The sequence below is a fragment of the Leuconostoc lactis KCTC 3528 = DSM 20202 genome, assembly GCF_014651235.1.
Taxonomy (GTDB): Bacteria; Bacillota; Bacilli; order Lactobacillales; family Lactobacillaceae; genus Leuconostoc; species Leuconostoc lactis.
In genome coordinates, this window is the sequence record NZ_BMWM01000009.1 from 1 (window position 1) to 15,866 (window position 15,866).

Sequence of the window (15,866 nt, forward strand, 5' to 3'; positions counted from 1 at the left end):
TACACCAATCGAGATCTTCTTACTTAATCTACGTCACTAAATTCGTTCAAGTTATTTCTTGCAATCTGCCATACTGTAAATTCTGTTTTTTAAATCATTTTTGGTTTTTCAATCACCGGCATCACGGGTGCTGGCGCCACCGTCGGCACTGCCCGGTTTGTATAATGATGTCGCTTCTCAACAAAACGGAAGACACGTTCTAACACGAAGCTTAATACCACAAAGACAATCATGGCACTGATATAAGCCTCAACGGTATGAAAAGTTGCCGTCCCCAATGCTTTAGCTTTACCAACCACATCTAACACGCCAATCGTAAAGGCCAGTGAGGTGTCTTGTAACAGTGAAATCACCATCGTCGCAAAGCTTGGGATCGCAATCACTGTTGCCTGTGGGAAAATAATTTTCATATACATTTGTCTTTTGGTGTAACCAGCTGTCATCGCTGCTTCCTTTTGCGTTTTTGGGACACTCAACAAAGCGGCACGGATAATTTCTGATAAGAAAGCAGCCATATTCAAGCCGTAAGTCAAAAACAAATAAATCAATGGGTTCACATTATCCGTGTTAATGCTGATATAGCTTAAAAATAGGGGTAAGCCATAATACACTAAGAACATTTGAATCAAAATTGGGGTGCCGCGGACAAATGAAGTAAAAACAACCGCAATTTGTTTTAAAATCTGGGTATTTTCGAGTCGCACATAGGCAATCCCCGCCCCAACAATCACACCAATGATTGTGGAGACAACAGTTAACAACAACGTTGTCGGCAACGCTGATAGCACATCAGCTAAAAACTCCCCGATGAATTGTGGTTGAAAATAATTATGCATAAAACGCCTCCTTTGACACTAATGCTGCCTCATCGCTCACGCCGTTTCCTTACGATCTTGATTTATAAAGCCATTAACCGGTTAAATGTTTTTATAATTAGATATATTAAACGTGGATTAAAAATATCATACCTTCTTAGGATAATATAAACAAGTTTTTTGTTATTTTTGTTAACATTGCACAAAAACATCTGGTACACAATGTTGCAGAACACAAAAAAAAACGCTAACTTATCGTTAGCGTTTTGTTATTTTTCCTGTTGGATGTGTCCATCCTCAATCGTGTAAATATGATCAGCAAATTGCTTTAAACGTAAATCATGCGTGACAACCACCACAGCTTTTTGTTGTTCGGCTGCAATTTGTTGGAAGAGAGCCCCGACTTTCTGTACCCGATCACTATCCAATGCCGCAGTTGGTTCGTCGGCTAAAATGAACGCCGGATCGGCATATAAAGCGCGCGCAATGGCGACACGTTGGGCTTGCCCACCAGATAATTCACCAGGATATTTATCTAATAGCGCATCAATGCCGAGAACCTTTAAATACTGCTGAAATTGTGCCGATGTTAGATTACCGTATTTCTTAACATGGTTAACCAGATCAAATTGTTGTTGCACGGTTAGAAATGGTACCAGGCTATGCGATTGCAAAACAAAGCCGACTTGATTCAAACGGAACGTATCGGAAGCTTGCTGATTTTGAATATCAATGGTTTGATCATTGACTTGTACAATGCCTGATGTCGGCGATTGTAAACCTCCAATAATGGTCAGCAACGTACTTTTACCCGAACCTGATGGCCCAAGAATTAAGGTTAGTTCGCCTTGTTTCGCTTCAAAACTAACATCATCCAACGCCAAAACACGGTTACTCTCTTGACCATATACCTTAGATACATGGCTTACTTTTAATGTCTGCATCATGTTATCCCCCAATGCCTTGTTGTGGTTCGATTTTGATAATCAATCGAATTGGGATGAAAGCGGCCAACATGCCAGCTGCAATTAAGCCCAAGCCAACACCCATAATTAAGGTCATATCAAAGTACATTGGTACCACACTAGGAATGACCAAGCTACTTAGAAAACAACCGGCTAAACCAATGGCGACTGCTAATGCCATAATGATGGCAGTCTCACTTAACGTGTTCAAAACAAGATAACGACTCGGAATACCTTGTGTCCGCAAGACGGCAAAATTAGGCAATTTTTGCATCGTTAAGATGTATAAAAAGATTGCCACGACAACGATTGAAATAACGACTAAGAAAGCAATCATAAATTCAAACGTTTTATTCTGTGCGCTATACCCCGGCATATGATTGAACAATTGTTGCGGTGTCACCACGCGAATGCCTTGCATGCCCGTAATCTGGTTATCCGCCATTAACCCGCTAGCATAATAACTGTTCGCCAGCCCTTTAATGGCTGACCAATGCTGTAAATCACCGTAAACCACCGGCGCCATATTATACGCGGCATTTGTCACAAAACCAACCACTGTGAGTTTCTGAGCCAATAAACCAATGGTGAGCTGATCACCAATTTTCAAGCCACTTTGTTGCCATTTATTAGACACCACAACTTCTTGCGCTGTCTTTGGTCGGTGTCCGGCTGTTAGGGTCAGACGTTGCCAGTAGCGATCTTGTGGCAACCAACCCACATAGGTCGCTGCGACACGTTGATTGTTATACTTGACAATCGCTTGTGCTACCCCGACTGGCGCACTGTCGTGCGTTTGCCGTTCTGCTAATTGTGTGACCTGTGCTTTGGATAACAAGGATTGGGCCAAATTCCCGTCTGCATCATTACTCATCGCAACACTTTTTACGCGCCACGTTGATACAGCAGCAGTATTTTCATGGGATAGTCCTAGTGCCAACGCGCTCAGAATAAAAATCAAAAAACTAATTAACGCGATGACTGCAATCACCAAACCGTAGCGTAACTTTTCTTTACGCATTTCTTGTAGTGCTAAAAACATGTTTAGTCTCTTTTCTGCCAATTGGCTAATGTCGTTAACGTCTTTAAAATGTCATCTTGCGCATCGGGATGTAAGAAGAAATCAGCGACCAAACCATGAACCGACTGTGTCACCAACCACTCATTTATTGTTTGGTCATCAGCATCTGGCTTGAGATGGCGTAGTCTTTTGCGCTGTTGATTTGGTAGCCGTTGTGCAATAATTGCCGCATTAACGGTATAGTGGTACTTTAAAAAATCATAGTCCTCACGCGTTCTCACATGATTCAAAAAAGCAATCGTCTGCGCAATTTGTTCCCCAGAACCTTGCAGTTGTTGATGAATATCGGCAAAAACGAGATCGGCTGCCCATTGATAGGCATCATAAATGTCATCAAAGTAAGTGTAGAAAGCACCACGAGAAATGCCGGCCTGTTTGACGATATTGGCCACTTTGGCATCTAACAAGGGCCGTTGGGAAAATTCTAAAAATACTGCTTGTCGTAACTTTTCTTGTTTAATTGGACTTAAGTTAGCCAGTGTGGGTTTAATCATAACTGGATCCTTTCTAAAATGACACAGTGTCAATATAATGACATTGTGTCATTATATGATAAAAAAGTCAATAAAAAAATACCTTTCGGTATTTTAATGTTTTAATCTGGCATTTTCGCCATGACATAATAATTGCCTTCAGGATCTGCAAAGTTAAAGGTGTCGTTCATTTTTTCGCGCCCCTCACCGAGTTTTTCATACAAGGCATCAAAATCCTCTGTAAAGAACATCAAAGATGGCACCGGTCCAAGCACTTCTGGTGAATACTTGGCAATAAAGGCCTTGGGGAAAAGACCAAGCTCTAGTTGCTCGCTCACCTTCAAGTTAATATTAAGGTAGTCATCCGGCAATGGATTCTCTGCCACAACTTCGGCCTGTAGTGTCGTGACAAAAAAATCACGGATAACCTTAACATCTTCAACATACAACATGACGCGTGTATTTTTGATACGCATATCTTATCTCCTTTTAACAGCGTGCTAACGCTGACTGCCACTTAAGCGTATTTCACTCATTATATCACAGTTCAATTTGGCGTTTAAAACGCCAATTAACTGGCACGATTTATTTTTGCGGTAAAATTTTAAGCAAAAAGGTATTAGCTTGCGTTCGTAATAACGTTTTGCGGAAAGCTATTGCCGTAGTGGCCCACCAAAAGAGGCCTAAGAAAACAGCAGCGATGGTATCGGTTGGGAAATGATCCCGTAAGTAGACACGAGACAACGCCACTAAGAAAATCCAAATGACCCCCAATACACTAGCGACCATAAACTTCTTAGTCTCTTTGGTTATAAATGAGAGCACTAACAACACGAGCAAAACGGCTGATAAGGTATGCACACTGGGAAATGACAGGCCGGTATCTGGTACGACTTGATGGGTTAGACGTTGACGTGCCGTGATAGTTTTAATAATTTCAGCTAAAAAGTCGCCACCAATCACGGTTACTAAGACCCAGACACTCTCAAAACGTTGTTGTTTGCGCCAAAAGTAACAGCCAATACGGCCATCACGACTAATACAATGGCAGGATTGCCAATAGTTGATACCAACTTCATCACACTGGTTAATAAAAACGGGCTTTGCAGCTGACCAATTGCCTGTTGCAAACTGTGATCGAGACCGTTAAATGGTTGCATGATGACATAACCTGTCATACCAAGCAAACCGACTAAAGCCGTTACGGCTACTGATTTTCGTGCTAAGATTGGATTCATTTTTTCCTCTTTCTATTGTTTCAAACTGACTAATCAAACCATTAGCCGATATTCAGCTGATCTTCTGGTCTGACCAACGTCGACTCTTTAACCACTTGCCCTTCTTTCATGAGCAAGTAAACAAACAGTCCAACAAAGCCAACCAACCAGATCAAACTCATGCCAGCACTTCCTAACATACCATGCTGCCAGTGATAACCAAAATAGTCAGCGAAGCTGGCGCCAATTGGTCGGGTCAGCACATAAGCTGCCCAAAATGTGAACGTGTCAAAGCGACCAAAATACTGACGGTTAGCAATAATGGCCAAAAAGACCAACCCGAGATAAACCCCAGTATCTAAGAAACCAAGACGCAGCGATTCTGCTAACCAATCACCGACTGCCGTCCCTAAAGTAAAACTCAACGTGACCGTTGCCCAATAAAACAGCTCACGATGATTGGTTGTAATGGTGTGCACAGACAGATTATGCGCATTGCGATACCACAACACAAAGGTAACTATTAAGGCTAAACCATAAATCACAAACGCAGCGACATACGATATGCCAATGCCATGGGTCGCATCCGCAATGAAAGTACCAAAAATTGCTAAGCTTAACAAAGTTAACCAATAAGTCCAAACACGGTAGCGCGGTTGCCTAAATTTTAAAAATAGAAATACCCCAAAGCTCAGTAAGCCAATGGCCAAATCCGCAACTGGTCCTAATGTCTGATTGAAAAAATCCGACCAAGATTCCCCTAACCCAGTGGTAATTAGTTTTGTGGCACAAAATGCTAGCCCTATGGCCGGCACCTTTGTCGCCAAATATGTCCGTTCTGTCATCAAAATAAAAAACCTGCCTTCATAAACTAACCTTAGTTTATGAAGGCAGGTTTTAATTTCATACTATGGTACCATTCTGATGGTTTTCTGATAATTTGTCAGGAAGTTTGTGGTGCTAGGAATGTCAAAGTGACAATCGTCCCGACTGGTTGATTATCGGATAAGGCAATACTGATGTTTTGACGCGCCGATAATTGTTGCGCCAAGGCCAGTCCCAACCCATTGCCTGGTGTTTCCGAACGCGAGTCATCCCCACGATAAAAACGATCAAAGACTCGCGTTTTATCCGCTGCCGAAATCCCTTGCCCAACGTCTTTAATGATGACTTGGTTCAACGCACTCGTCACGACGATTGGCGAATCGGCTGCAGAATATTTAGCGGCATTATCCAAAATGATCCGCACTAATTGTGCAAATTCGTTCACCCGTAAGTGAACCGAAAAGTCAGTTAACGTTGTGATCACGTGACGCTTGGTGTCGATTTCAAAAAACGTCACAATATCTTGCAACACAGGCACAATTTGAACAACTGTTGGTGGATTCACGTGATCATCAGTAGCCCGCGACATGTCGAGTAACGTATCCACCAAATTTTGCATCCGCCGCGATTCTTTATCTAACATGGCAATCGCCGTTGGGATAATTTCTGGATGTGTTGCCCCACGCCGTTTGATCAGGTCAATATTGCAACGAAAGCCCGCTAACGGCGTTTTCAATTCATGCGAAGCGTTGCTAATAAAGGCACGCTCTTTTTCAATTTGTGCTTGCAGTTGTTGTAACCAATCTTGTAAATGTTGATTCAACGTAACAATTTCTTCCGCCCCGTCAATATCAGGCAACGTCAACTGCTTAGTTCCGGCTTGATCTAATTGTTTCACTGCACGCGTTAAAGTCAATAACGGCGCATTCAAATCTTGCGCCAGTTGCCGCACAATAAATATCGCTAAGACAAAAATCACAGTTAGCGTCACAAATAAGGCGGTACTGACGGTCAGGACCATCCCAATCACTTCAGCTAAACCAATATAAATTTGATAGGTCATGTTACCAATATGGCCCGTTTGATAGTAATAAAAATAACGTTCGCGTGCTTTATAGACCATCCCAAACCATAAATGCCGCCCTTTAATTCGTTTGAGAAAAGCCTCACTCCCAGTAGAATAATACGTGGCCTGCTGGGACTTAATCACGACAAATGTATCACGAGTATCAATCGTCGAATTCCGACGCCAGTTCGCCCAGTCAAAACGAGAATCAATATCAGCACCACGTAAACTGGTCACAATGCGCTGGGCATCGGCCGTACGCGATTCGAGTAATTGATAACTGACTGTACTCAGCACCACCACTGTCGTGGCGATATAAATTAACGCAAATAATTTAACATAGGCTCGGGTCATCAAGACAACCGCTGTATTTTGACGTCGTCTCATACGCTTAATCTCCGACACGCATAACATAGCCTAAGCCACGTGCCGTTTCAATCAAGGACGGTTGCCCATCACGCGCAATTTTTTGACGTAAATGGCGAATATTAACATCAACTGTGTTATATTGCCCGCAAAATCAATGCCCCAAACATGATCAAGAATGGCATCACGTGACACCACCTGACCTTCATGCTGCATCAAAAAAGCCAACAAATCAAACTCACGCTGTGTGAGGGCAATCAGCTGATCACCTCGTTGCACCCGATGTGTCGTCGTATTTAAGGTTAAATCGGCCACTTCAAAAACAGTTTGCACCGGCGTAACTTGGCGGCGTAACACTACCCGCAACCGTGCTAATAATTCTTCAGTTTCAAAGGGTTTCGTCAAATAGTCATCTGCCCCATTATCAAGCCCCATGACCTTATCATCTAACTCACTTTTAGCCGTCATCAGAATCACTGGCAACGTCTGATTAGTTTGCCGAACATGACGTAAAACAGCCATCCCACTCTTTTTTGGCAACATCCAATCCAGTAATACAGCATCTACAGTTTCTGATGCCAATAAGGCAAGTCCTTGTTGGCCGTCAAAGGCCTGCAAAACCGTGTAACCTTCAAACGTCAATTCATTTTTAAGATAAAATTGCAGACTCATTTCGTCTTCAATGATTAAAACAGTCGCCATGCATCCTCCAAAGCGTTACAAAACGATTAGCCGTTATGACCTTACGCTTCGTCGTCAATATGTGCTAAATAGTCGCCATAGCCCGCCGCAGCCATCTCTGCTTTCGGAATAAAACGCAACGCTGCTGAATTAATGCAGTAGCGTTGCCCACCCGTTTCGGCTGGGCCATCAGGAAAAACATGTCCCAGGTGTGAATCTGCGTGCCGCGACTTCACTTCAACGCGTGACATGCCATAACTATCATCTGCTTGTTCAACGATATGATCCGTAATGGCAGCCGTAAATGACGGCCAACCACAGCCAGCATCATACTTCTCTTTTGAAGTGAATAGGGGTTCCCCACTGACAACATCAACATACAGGCCTGGCTCATAAAAATCATCATACTTGCCCGAAAACGGCCGTTCCGTTGCAGCGTTTTGCGTCACGTTATATGCTTCAGCATCTAATTTTGCTAAAATTTCTGACTTATCCATGGTGTCTCCTTTGCCGATTCGTACCATTTATACCAAAACAAGTATCTCTTGATATCTGTGGGCCCAACAACTCACATTTTGTAAGTCTATTGTACCTTATTTTGGCTTCACCGCGGCATAAAAACAATCAGATCCCAACGAGATCAATCGCAACCAGACCACGAACGGCATTTGTCATATAAAAAGCATCAAAATTAACTAACTCACTCACCGGAATCTCCGCATATATGACGTGATGCGTTTTGGCAAATTCTGCTAAATACGTCCCCGGCAAAGCTTGAGTACTTGGTGTCACATAAGTATCACCGCGTTTCGCTAGGAAATTCCCAATTGACAACTCGGTCACGACACCATCTGTATGGAACAACACATCTTGGTAGCCCTGTGTTTTTGCGCGCACTACTTCCGGATGAAACGCCTTTTGAAACATCGGCCCGGATAACTTGTATTGGGTCAGGACGGACGGGGCAATCGCTTCATCCGCTAACTTCGCGCGATACGGTCCCACTAAAGGCGGTAACGGCCGTGTGGTAGCGGATAATGTGTCGCCATCGGTACTAACCCGTAGTACCCCATCCGGACTTTGAGCAGCTAAAGCTTGTAGCTGTTGTGACAAGTCCGGTTGGTGATACTGTCGCGCAAGTCGCGTGACATGGGCCGATAAATTTAATAACTGACCATCTTTGACTTGTCCAGTGGTAAAAATTGGGGTCGGTAGCGTCTCAATCCCAAAAACAGTTAAAAATGGTTGCGCCTTGACCAGGATTTCATCAAATTCAGCGGCAGCATCACTTTCATAAGTGACGCCACCACCCACACCTAATCGGTAAGTCTGGCCATCAAAGGCCAATGTTCGAATCGCAATATTCATATCTAAATCTAGCCGACGATTCAACCAACCCTGCATCCCCGTATAAATACCACGTGGTCGTTTTTCAAGGCTGGCAATGACCGCTTGGGCACTTTTTTTCGGTGTCCCAGTAATGGACCCACCAGGAAACATCGCCGTCATAAACTCCGTAAAGGTCAGATCAGCTTTGACACGACTTTGAATAGTCGTCACAAGTTGATGAACATGCGCAAAGGTTTCCACGGCAGCAAATTTTTTCACGACCAAATGGCCAGGTTCACTAATGCGGGCCACATCATTACGCAATAAATCGGTTACCATCAATAGTTCTGCATGGTCTTTAGTATTATTTGCGAGTTTGGCCAGATTTTGCGCATCTTCTTCAGGCGTTTGACCGCGTGCAATCGTCCCTTTAATCGGTTTGGTGATTAACTCACGGTCATGAATGGCGACAAAGCGCTCGACCGAACTTGAAATTTGGGTCATTTCCCAATCAGGATAGTGTAAGAAACTGGCAAAAGGCGCTGGATTTTGCGTCACCAATGCTTGAAAAACACTGATCGGTTCAGCATCAGATAAAATATCAAATTGTTGGGTCAAATTACCGACATACAGATCACCAGCGGCCATATGCGCCCGCATTTTTTCAACACTGGCCATATATTCCTGACGCGTCTGGTCCATAAAAATCGCTGCGGGTTGCCGCACGGCTGGGACTTTTTTCGGTTTTGGTAATGGTGAAGTTGCCGACACCCAGTAAGTTTGATCAGTTTGATCAGTTTGTTCAAATTGCGCCACATATAGTTCCTGTGTTGCGTGGTCAAACAACATGAGCTCGTCATACAAACTAAACCGTGCTGGGTCTTCTTCGTAACTCACAAAACCTAAGATTTCAGGTTGGATCGGCCAGTTCGACAGTTCTGGTCGTTTGGTTGTGCGCAGCGCATCCACCGCTTCAGAAAAGGATAATGTCGTTTTTTCCTGATTAACTCGGACAACACCATCGCGTTGCGTGACCGTTGCAAACGGCGCATGGGCCAAAATACTGAAGTGTTCCGACGTCTCAGGCTGACTCGTATAAAGCAAAACGATTTCTTCATCTTGCCGATAATGCGCCAAGAAAATATCCCAAATATTGGCATTATCGCGCTTAAATTTTTTCAAAATCCTGTACCTGCTCTAAAAAATTGTTTAAAATATCGTAACCATGTGCCGTCATCCAGCTTTCCGGATGAAACTGCACCGACCAGATGGGCAATGTTTGATGATGCATGGCTTGAATAACGCCATCTTCACTACGCGCATCAACACAAAAAACCGCCGGTAATGCGGTTACAATTAGCGAGTGATACCGCGCGACTTGAAAATTTGGGGGTAACCCTGCCATGAGACCTTGGCCAATATGCGTCAAGGTTGACGTCACCCCGTGTTGTGGCCGATCTCCGCGAATCACTTGACCACCAAAAACATCCGCAATGACCTGATGCCCCAAACACACACCAAGGATTGGTAAGCGTCCTGCATAAGTCGTCACCACGTGGCGAGAAAATGCCGCTTCCTTTGGTGTTTTTGGCCCTGGTGAAATCACAATCGCCTGATAGTCAGTTTGCACAGCAGCCGGTGATTGCTTAACCTGTTCGGCTAAGGCATCTGCTTCAGTCACGACTGTCACATTTTGCCCCAATTCCTGAAAATAGGTTACTAACAGGTAAGTAAATGAATCATAATTGTCAATCAATAGAATACGCATGGTCACCTCATCACTTTTATTATACTAAAAAAACGCCTACAAAGCGGCGTTTTCTCGAGCTGATTTAATTTTTTGAACACGTGGTGATTGCGCAAAACGATCAATCATGGCTTGTAATTCTGGTAACGTCACATTGGCACCAAATACTTCACTGCCAGGTTCGAGCATGATCCCATTTGCCAATGGTCCAACATAGAGACTATCAAAACCTAAATCATCGATAAAGCTACGGACTGTCGCAATGGCGGCGTCATCATCACCAGCCAGTGCCAATGCCTTACGCTTTGGTGTCCCTGCTGGCGCTGACTCGTCAAACAAATCATGATAACCCATATGATTAAAAGCTTTTATCACTTGGCTATTGGATAAAAAGCGTTGGACTAATTCACTTGACGATTGCAAAGGATTGGTTAAATCAGTACGAATCCCATCAACTTCCCACCAATAATTCATCGCATCTAACACGAGTTTCCCATCTAAACCAGAGCGATCAATTGTTTCATACTTACTTAATGGCAAGGCTAGGATGACCAAATCGGCCTTAGCCTCCGCCTCTGCTGCTGTGACGGCTTTTGCGCCAGGTGCTAACACTTCAACTGTTAAAGCGATTTTTTCAACTGATCCAGAGCCAGCAATCAACACCTTGTACCCAGCTTTTAAGGCTAATTGCGCCAGTACGATCCCAACTTTTCCAGCCCCCAAAATACCGACTGTTTTAATCGCCATGGTTAATCCTCCGCTAATAATTCTCGTACACGTGGGATGACTTCAGTGGCGTACAATTCAATCATCCGTTCACGGGCTGCTGCTGGTTGCTCACCAGCACCATAAACCAAATCAAAACGGCCAACCCCAAGCGTCTTAATCGCTTTAGCCATGCGTTGGGCGACAACTTCTGGTGTACCGACATACATTGAACCAGATTGAATTTCGTGTTCAAAGTGTTCGCGAGACATTGGTGCCCAACCACGCGTCACCCCAATTTTATCAAAGGCGAGCTTAATATTTTCCCAAGCCATCTCAACAGCAGCTTCTTGCGTATCAGCAATGAAACCGTGAGAGTGCATTCCCAACGGGTGCGTTGGCATATCAAACTGCTTAGCCGCCCGTTCGTAAAGTTCAACATACGGCTTGAAACGAATCGGATCGCCACCAATAATGGCTAAAATCACTGGGAAACCAAAATGCGCTGCGCGGACAATCGATTCTGGTGAACCACCGACACCAACCCAGGTGTCCAAATGACCACTTTCCGTTTTTGGAAAGACATCGGCTTGTTTCAAGCTCTGGGTAAATTCACCTTGCCAATCAAATGGCTTTTCTTCGAGCAACTTTGAAAACATAGCGATTTTTTCTTCAAATAAAGCGTCGTAATCACCAAGATCGTAACCAAACAATGGGAATGATTCTGTGAACGAACCACGCCCTAAAATAATCTGGGCGCGACCGTTAGAAACGGCATCCAATGTTGAAAAACGTTCAAAGACACGGACTGGATCATCAGAACTCAAGACCGTCACACCAGAACCAAGGGTAATTTGCTTTGTTTGTGTCGCAATCGCGGCCAAAACTGTTTCAGGACTAGAAATGGCAAATTCTTCACGGTGGTGCTCACCTAGCGCAATGACATCAACGCCCAATTTATCCGCCAACACCGCTTCTTTGACAACTTGACGCAAAGCTTGCGCATACGTCATCAACTGCCCATCACTGTTTTTTGGGACATCCCCAAATGTATCTAATCCTAAAATTACTTTTTCTGGCGCCATGTTCTGCTCCTTGTTTTCACTTATTTTTTATAAGTAAATTTTATGTTGAAATGTGACATTTGTCAACCAATATGTTTAACAACAAAAAAGCAAGCGGTTAACCGCTTGCTCAAATGTTTTTGAACTTATTTCAAATGATGTAGCTGATGTCTTGTGCACCATGCTGTTTATTGCCGCGCAATGGGCACAATTTGGTCATAAAGACTGAGCACTTCGAGTAAACTGAGTGCGACTTCAGCGCCTTTATTGCCGGCTTTGGCGCCAGCACGATGTTGGGCTTGTTCTAATGTGTCCGTCGTGACCACACCAAAGACAATTGGGATTGACAACGTCTGACCGAGCGCTGCCACCCCATTCGCCGCAGCATTAATCACTAAGTCATAGTGCGCGGTATCGCCTTTAATCACAGCGCCCAGCGTCACAATCCCATCAAAGGCTTGCGTTTCGGCGACTTGCTTGGCCACCATTGGAATTTCAAATGCCCCTGGCACCCAAAATACACTGATATTTTCTGCTGCGACACCGTGCATGACTAGCGTCGTTTGCGCACCTTTTAAGAGTTGCTCAGTAATTAAATCATTAAATCGACTGACAACAATTGCAATTCGTCGCTGTTCATGTTGCGTGAAATGGCCTGAATAGATCATCATGGTCTCCTTTTAGAGTTGGTGCTGGAATTTTTCTTTTTTAGTTTGTAAATAGGTTTCGTTATAGGGGTTTTTGCCAACTAACAACGGCACACGCGCGACAACGTCAATCCCACACGCTTTTAAAGCGGTCACTTTATCTGGATTGTTGGTGATTAACCGAATCGTCGTCAAACCCGCCGCCCGCAGTATCTCAGCTGCTTGGTTATAATTTCGTTCATCAGGTTGATGATTGAGGTGTAGGTTAGCATCATAGGTATCGAATTGGTGCTCTTGTAAGACATAACTACGTAATTTTTCATGCAAACCAATTCCCCGCCCTTCTTGTCTCAGATACAAAACGGCCCCACCATCTTGGGCGACCATGGCCAATCCAGCTTGTAATTGCGGGCCACAATCACAACGATAGGACCCAAACGCATCCCCAGTTAAACATTCAGAATGTACCCGGACTAATGGCGGTTCTGATACTGATTGTTGACTGCGAAGTAGGAGCGCTGGTTCCGCTTGACCGGTTTGATATTCCGTTAACGTCAAATCACCGTACCGCGTTGGCAAATGAACGGTTACGCCTTCCTGAATACTTAACGTCGCTTCAAATTCACGATAGGCCACCAAGTCAGCCATACTTAATTGTTGTAAGCCATGCGTTGCGGCTAGATTGGCCAAACTTACTTCTCTGGCCATTGGCCATCATCAGCTAAAATTTCAATAATATAGGCGACTGGTGGCACACCGGCAATCTTGGCCAGTTCAACCGCCCCTTCCGTATGCCCTTGTCGTTGCAAGACGCCACCATCCTCAGCAACCAATGGGAAAATATGACCAGGTGTTTCAAACTGTTGGGCCCCAGCACTCAAATTCGCGAGTTGTTGAATTGTATGGGCCCGTTCAAAGGCTGACACCCCTGTTGTGCTATCAATATGATCGACGCTCACCGTAAATTTTGTCCCAAATTTTTCTGAATTCTGTTGCGTCATTTGCGCTAATCCGAGCGCAGCAGCCCGTTCAGCGGTCATCGGCACGGCCAGTACCCCACGGGCAATAGTGAGTGCTTGATTAATTTTTTCAGGCGTCACAAATGAGGCTAACCCGACTAAATCACCCTCATGTTCACGGTTTTGGTCATCCGTTAAAATGATCAGCTCGCCTTGCTTTAAGGCTGCCACCGCCTGCCGGACACGGGCTTGTACTGTATCACTCATGTGTCGCTCCCATCAAATATTTTGCTAAAATGTCAGTTTCAAGATTAACCTTGTCCCCGACGCGTAAGTCACTTAACGTTGTGTGGGTCAAGGTATGTGGAATTAACCCGATTGTGAAAGTATCTGTTGCACAAGTGACCACGGTCAAACTGACGCCTGACACGGTAATGGCGCCTTTTGGCACAATTTGTTGTCGTAATGTCGATTGCTCAGGTTTAAATGTCAATAACACAGTGTCCTCAATTTGAGCAACTTGCGTCACTTGTGCCATGCCGTCCACATGTCCTGACACAATATGCCCGTCAAACCGATCAGTTGCCAACATGGCTTTTTCCAGATTAACAGCTTGCCCAATCTGATACTGTTGCACAATGGTCGTGGCATAAGTTGGTTGCATAATGTCAAAGGTTGCTACGTCAGCCGTTTTCGTCACAATCGTTAAACAAACGCCATCAATCATGATACTATCCCCAATCTTACTGGTCTCAAAAAAATGATTAGGCGCGGTCACCTGGAGGTGCAATGTTTGTGATAATTGCTGCTGAATGCTGGTTACACGACCAATGGTTTGCGTGATGCCTGTAAACATGTGGCGACCTCCTGATTAATATAACGTTTCCGTTGCGTATGACCGATGCGTTGAATATCATCTGGCAACTGTGGCAACACAATCCCGCTAACGCCATCAGCTAAAAGACTATCTGCCGTGTAAATGAGACATTCATGCCAGAGTTGGGCTTGTAAGAAGCTCCTCATCAGAGTAGGACCGCCTTCGACCATCACAGATTGCATACCCTTGCGGCCAAGATCAGCAATGATCCCAGGTAGTCCCGCCGACATCAATACAACATTTTCCTGTTGGGCAAATCGCGCATTTTCTGTATACACCAACCAATCTTTTAAGCGGGCCGCAGGTTCATGCGCCAAGCGACCACGCCGATCAATCACCACCCGTTGCGGTTGTTGATGCGTCAACACCACATCACGTACGGTTAAGCGTGGCTGATCAATACGCCACGTCTCAGAGCCAACAATGATGGCACTATGTCGCGCACGCTGGCGATGCACATCTAAATCCGCCACGGCATCCGTGATTTTACTACGTTGCCCACGCACTGCACTCACATAACCATTGTGTGATTGAGCTAATTTAAGTTGAATATAGGGTTGGTGCTGTTCGTGATACTGATAAAACGCTGGATTAAGTTGACGACTATCATCAGTATCAAGCACGACCACTGAAATACCGGCAGCGCGTAATTTTTGGACACCTAAGCCATGTGTGGCTGGGTTAGGATCCAAGTCACCAATCACCACTCGTGCCAGCCCCCAGTCACGGATCGTTTCAGCACAGGCGGCTACTTTACCACGGACTGCACATGGTTCCAGCGTGACATACAGCGTTGCCCCCTGTGCATCACGGGCAGCGCCTAAGTGATGAAACGCATTCATTTCCGCATGCGCCCCACCAAACCGTTCATGCCAACCAACTGCCAAGACTTGATCGGCCTTCACGATTACCGCGCCAACCCGCGGGTTTTCAAAAGTTTGTTCTGGCTGTGCCTTGGCAGCCGCTATAGCTGCCAGACGAAGCCCTGTTAAATCATCCATCTTTACCTCCTGTATTTTCAGGACAAAAAAACCGATATGCTAATAACA

At 44.7% G+C, this 15,866-nt stretch carries 17 protein-coding genes and 2 pseudogenes; all 19 read right to left on the reverse strand.

Going from position 1 to position 15,866, the window contains the following annotated elements; all coding sequences use genetic code 11:
* Nucleotides 1-89: 89 nt before the first annotated feature.
* Nucleotides 90-836, reverse strand: a complete 747-nt coding sequence (locus IE039_RS03700) for an amino acid ABC transporter permease (protein ID WP_010003621.1) — start codon at nucleotides 834-836, stop codon at nucleotides 90-92.
* A 248-nt stretch (nucleotides 837-1,084) separates the two neighbouring features.
* Nucleotides 1,085-1,759 carry an ABC transporter ATP-binding protein gene (locus IE039_RS03705; RefSeq protein WP_010003623.1) on the reverse strand — a complete coding sequence of 225 codons (675 nt, stop codon included), beginning with the start codon at nucleotides 1,757-1,759 and terminating at the stop codon, nucleotides 1,085-1,087.
* A gap of 4 nt (nucleotides 1,760-1,763) precedes the next feature.
* A complete protein-coding gene (locus tag IE039_RS03710) occupies nucleotides 1,764-2,822 on the reverse strand; it encodes an FtsX-like permease family protein (RefSeq protein WP_010003624.1) in 1,059 nt (352 codons plus the stop codon).
* A gap of 2 nt (nucleotides 2,823-2,824) precedes the next feature.
* Complete coding sequence (locus tag IE039_RS03715; RefSeq protein WP_010003625.1) at nucleotides 2,825-3,355, reverse strand: TetR/AcrR family transcriptional regulator; 531 nt, start codon at nucleotides 3,353-3,355, stop codon at nucleotides 2,825-2,827.
* A gap of 101 nt (nucleotides 3,356-3,456) precedes the next feature.
* Nucleotides 3,457-3,810: a VOC family protein gene (locus tag IE039_RS03720; RefSeq protein ID WP_010003626.1), complete on the reverse strand. Its 354-nt coding sequence runs from the start codon at nucleotides 3,808-3,810 to the stop codon at nucleotides 3,457-3,459.
* A gap of 109 nt (nucleotides 3,811-3,919) precedes the next feature.
* Nucleotides 3,920-4,297: a phosphatase PAP2 family protein gene (locus IE039_RS03725; protein WP_010003627.1), complete on the reverse strand. Its 378-nt coding sequence runs from the start codon at nucleotides 4,295-4,297 to the stop codon at nucleotides 3,920-3,922.
* Nucleotides 4,298-4,302: 5 nt separating this feature from the next.
* Nucleotides 4,303-4,572 (reverse strand): hypothetical protein, encoded by a 270-nt coding sequence (locus tag IE039_RS03730; RefSeq protein ID WP_010003628.1) that lies wholly within the window; start codon nucleotides 4,570-4,572, stop codon nucleotides 4,303-4,305.
* 41 nt (nucleotides 4,573-4,613) lie between these two features.
* Nucleotides 4,614-5,396 (reverse strand): COG4705 family protein, encoded by a 783-nt coding sequence (locus tag IE039_RS03735; RefSeq protein WP_010003630.1) that lies wholly within the window; start codon nucleotides 5,394-5,396, stop codon nucleotides 4,614-4,616.
* Between the two features lie 98 nt (nucleotides 5,397-5,494).
* Complete coding sequence (locus IE039_RS03740; protein ID WP_189428749.1) at nucleotides 5,495-6,829, reverse strand: sensor histidine kinase; 1,335 nt, start codon at nucleotides 6,827-6,829, stop codon at nucleotides 5,495-5,497.
* Between the two features lie 4 nt (nucleotides 6,830-6,833).
* A pseudogene (locus tag IE039_RS03745) lies at nucleotides 6,834-7,510 on the reverse strand (response regulator transcription factor).
* 41 nt (nucleotides 7,511-7,551) lie between these two features.
* Nucleotides 7,552-7,986: a peptide-methionine (R)-S-oxide reductase MsrB gene (gene msrB / locus IE039_RS03750; protein WP_010003633.1), complete on the reverse strand. Its 435-nt coding sequence runs from the start codon at nucleotides 7,984-7,986 to the stop codon at nucleotides 7,552-7,554.
* 127 nt (nucleotides 7,987-8,113) lie between these two features.
* A complete protein-coding gene (gene pabB / locus IE039_RS03755) occupies nucleotides 8,114-10,000 on the reverse strand; it encodes an aminodeoxychorismate synthase component I (RefSeq protein ID WP_189428750.1) in 1,887 nt (628 codons plus the stop codon).
* The gene (locus IE039_RS03760) at nucleotides 9,987-10,586 is read right to left on the reverse strand and encodes an anthranilate synthase component II (RefSeq protein WP_048701643.1); all 600 of its coding nucleotides are present in this window, start codon (nucleotides 10,584-10,586) and stop codon (nucleotides 9,987-9,989) included. Before IE039_RS03760 ends, pabB begins: the two co-directional genes overlap by 14 nt.
* Nucleotides 10,587-10,622: 36 nt before the next feature.
* The gene (locus tag IE039_RS03765; protein WP_010003131.1) at nucleotides 10,623-11,312 is read right to left on the reverse strand and encodes an NADPH-dependent F420 reductase; all 690 of its coding nucleotides are present in this window, start codon (nucleotides 11,310-11,312) and stop codon (nucleotides 10,623-10,625) included.
* A gap of 2 nt (nucleotides 11,313-11,314) precedes the next feature.
* Nucleotides 11,315-12,355, reverse strand: a complete 1,041-nt coding sequence (locus IE039_RS03770) for an LLM class flavin-dependent oxidoreductase (protein ID WP_010003133.1) — start codon at nucleotides 12,353-12,355, stop codon at nucleotides 11,315-11,317.
* 167 nt (nucleotides 12,356-12,522) lie between these two features.
* On the reverse strand, nucleotides 12,523-13,002 hold the full coding sequence (ribH, locus tag IE039_RS03775) for a 6,7-dimethyl-8-ribityllumazine synthase (protein WP_146977351.1): 480 nt from the start codon (nucleotides 13,000-13,002) through the stop codon (nucleotides 12,523-12,525).
* Between the two features lie 12 nt (nucleotides 13,003-13,014).
* Nucleotides 13,015-14,207, reverse strand: a pseudogene (gene ribA, locus IE039_RS03780) (GTP cyclohydrolase II).
* Entirely contained in the window at nucleotides 14,200-14,796 is a 597-nt protein-coding gene (locus IE039_RS03785; RefSeq protein WP_010004941.1) for a riboflavin synthase, read from the reverse strand. The pseudogene ribA and the gene IE039_RS03785 overlap by 8 nt, the downstream one beginning before the upstream one ends.
* Entirely contained in the window at nucleotides 14,760-15,818 is a 1,059-nt protein-coding gene (gene ribD / locus IE039_RS03790) for a bifunctional diaminohydroxyphosphoribosylaminopyrimidine deaminase/5-amino-6-(5-phosphoribosylamino)uracil reductase RibD (protein ID WP_010004940.1), read from the reverse strand. Before ribD ends, IE039_RS03785 begins: the two co-directional genes overlap by 37 nt.
* Between the last annotated feature and the right edge of the window lie 48 nt (nucleotides 15,819-15,866).